Source organism: Tardiphaga sp. (genome assembly GCF_044340795.1).
Taxonomy (GTDB): domain Bacteria; phylum Pseudomonadota; class Alphaproteobacteria; order Rhizobiales; family Xanthobacteraceae; genus Tardiphaga.
Genome location: NZ_JBIISY010000422.1, coordinates 1 through 2,964, shown reverse-complemented (window position 1 = coordinate 2,964; position 2,964 = coordinate 1). Strand labels below are relative to the sequence as shown.

Below are 2,964 nucleotides of genomic sequence, written 5' to 3'. Positions count from 1 at the left end.
GGCCCCGCTGCGGCCGTCTGCCCTTTTGCGCGCCTCACGCGCCCACGCGTGTGAGACAGGAAAGTTCGAACATCACCATGGATATGGTCCATCTGCGGAGCGAATGGGCTCCGAACGTCACCCGTGAATTGCTCGCGGGCACTGTCGTAGCGCTCGCGCTGATCCCCGAAGCGATCGCCTTCTCGATCATCGCCGGCGTCGATCCCAAGCTTGGCCTCTATGCGTCCTTCTGCATCGCCGTCGTGACCGCCTTTGCCGGCGGCCGGCCGGCAATGATCTCGGCGGCAACCGGCGCCACCGCGCTGCTGATGGTCGGGCTCGTCAAGGAGCACGGCATCAACTACCTGTTCGCCGCGACCATCCTCACCGGCGTCATCCAGATCATTGCCAGCCTGATGCGGCTCGGCACCCTGATGCGCTTCGTCTCGCGCTCGGTGGTGACCGGTTTCGTCAATGCGCTGGCGATCCTGATTTTCATGGCGCAGATGCCGGAGTTGCTTGGCCGCGGCCCCACGGTTTACGCAATGACCGCCATCGGTCTCGTGATCATCTATGGGCTGCCCACCATCACCAAGGCCGTGCCATCGCCGCTGGTGACCATCGTGCTGCTCACCGCGGCGTCTATGTATTTCGGCTTCGATGTCCGCACTGTCGGCGACATGGGCGCGCTGCCGAGCGAACTGCCGTTCTTTGCGATCCCGCAGGTGCCGTTCACGCTGGAAACGCTACGGATCATCTTCCCGACATCCTTCGCCATCGCCATGGTCGGCCTGCTGGAAAGCCTGATGACCGCGGCGATCATCGACGAGATGACCGACACGACGTCCGACAAGAACCGCGAATGCGCCGGGCAGGGCGCGGCCAACATCACCTCAGGCTTTCTCGGCGGCATGGCCGGCTGCGCGATGATCGGCCAGTCGGTGATCAATGTGTCGTCCGGTGGTCGCGGCCGGCTCTCGACGCTGTGGGCCGGCGCCTTCCTGCTGTTCCTGATCGTGGTGCTCGGGCCCTATGTGGCGCAGATCCCGATGGCGGCACTGGTGGCCGTCATGATCATGGTCTCGATCAACACGTTCCAGTGGCGATCGGTGCGCACCCTGCTGACCCATCCGAAATCATCCAGCGTGGTCATGCTCGGCACCGTGGTGGTCGTTGTCGCCACCCATGATCTCGCCAAGGGCGTGCTGTTCGGCGTCATCCTCAGTGGCCTGTTCTTCGCCCACAAGGTGACAAAACTGTTCGGCGTGGCGTCAGCGCGGGAAGGGGCTGTGCGAACCTACCGTGTCACCGGCCAGATCTTCTTCGCCACAGCCGAGGCGTTCCACACCGCCTTCGATTTTCGGGAGGAAGACCTCAAGGGCGTCGTGATCGACCTGTCCACGGCGCATTTCTGGGACCTCACCAGCGTCAATGCGCTGGACCGGGTGGTCCTCAAGTTCCGCCACCACGGCATCCCCGTGGAGCTGATCGGCATGAACGAGGCCACCAGGACCCTGGTGGAAAAGCTGGGCACCCATGACAAGGCCGGCGCCGCACTGGGCGCATCCGGTCACTAGGCTGCAAAAGGCGTGGATGGCCGGGAGAAGCCCGGCCATGACGGTATTTGTGGCGGCAGGCAACCCTTGCGAACCGGCCTCGCGTGCCGTAATTCCTCGCTATGACAGCCCCCAGCACATCCTCGCTTCCGTCCTCGGCCCACTCCGCCCATGTGGCCGCCGAGCATGACAAGATTCTGATCGTCGATTTCGGCTCCCAGGTGACGCAGCTGATTGCGCGCCGGGTGCGCGAGGACGGCGTCTATTCCGAGATCGTCCCGTTCAACAAGGCGGAAGCCGCTTTCGCCGAGATGAAGCCGAAAGCCGTGATCCTGTCCGGCGGCCCGGCCTCGGTGCTCGACAAGGACGCGCCGTCGGTGCCGCTGTCGATCCTCACCGCCGGCGTGCCGGTGCTCGGTATCTGCTATGGCGAACAGACCATGGCGCAGCAGCTCGGCGGCACCGTCGAGGGCGGCCATCACCGCGAATTCGGCCGCGCCACCATCGAGATCACCGACGACTGCGCGTTGTTCGAGGGCGTGTGGGAGAAGGGCGGCAAATACGACGTCTGGATGAGCCATGGCGACCGCGTCACAAAACTGCCGGAAGGTTTTCGCGGCGTGGCGAAGGCGCCGGGCTCGCCGATCTCGGTGATCGCCGACGACGTCCGCAAATTCTATGCGATGCAGTTCCATCCGGAAGTCGCGCATACGCCGGACGGCGCAAAGATCATTCGCAATTTCGTGCGCAAGGTGGCCGGCTTCACCGGCGACTGGACCATGCGTGCCTTCCGCGAGGAAGCGATCGAGAAGATCCGCGCCCAGGTAGGCTCGGGCAGGGTGATCTGCGGCCTCTCCGGCGGTGTCGACAGCGCGGTGGCTGCCGTGCTGATCCATGAGGCGATCGGCGACCAACTCACCTGCGTGTTCGTCGACCACGGCATGCTGCGCAAGGACGAGGGCAAGACCGTCGTCGACCTGTTCCGCGGCCACTACAATATCCCGCTCGTGCATGTGGACGCGTCGAAGCAGTTCCTCGGCGAACTCGAAGGCGTCACCGATCCCGAAGTGAAGCGCAAGACCATCGGCCGTCTGTTCATCGACGTGTTCGATGCTGAAGCCAAGAAGATCGGCGGCGCGGACTTTTTGGCGCAGGGCACGCTGTATCCCGACGTGATCGAGAGCGTCTCCTTCACCGGCGGCCCCTCGGTGACCATCAAGTCGCATCACAATGTCGGCGGTCTTCCCGCCCGCATGAACATGAAGCTGGTCGAGCCGCTGCGCGAACTCTTCAAGGACGAAGTGCGCGATCTCGGCCGCGAACTGGGCCTCCCCGACATCTTTGTCGGCCGCCACCCGTTCCCGGGCCCCGGCCTCGCGATCCGCTGCCCCGGCGAGATCACCCGTGAGAAGCTCGACATCCTGCGCGA

At 64.4% G+C, this 2,964-nt stretch carries 2 protein-coding genes; both read left to right on the top strand.

Translation table 11 applies throughout. The features are described from left to right. The first annotated feature begins 77 nt into the window (after positions 1–77). On the top strand, positions 78–1,556 hold the full coding sequence (locus ACIQ17_RS32600) for a SulP family inorganic anion transporter (protein ID WP_398473704.1): 1,479 nt from the start codon (positions 78–80) through the stop codon (positions 1,554–1,556). 101 nt (positions 1,557–1,657) lie between these two features. Continuing rightward, on the top strand, positions 1,658–2,964 hold a 1,307-nt coding region (guaA, locus tag ACIQ17_RS32595), incomplete at its 3' end, for a glutamine-hydrolyzing GMP synthase (protein WP_398473703.1).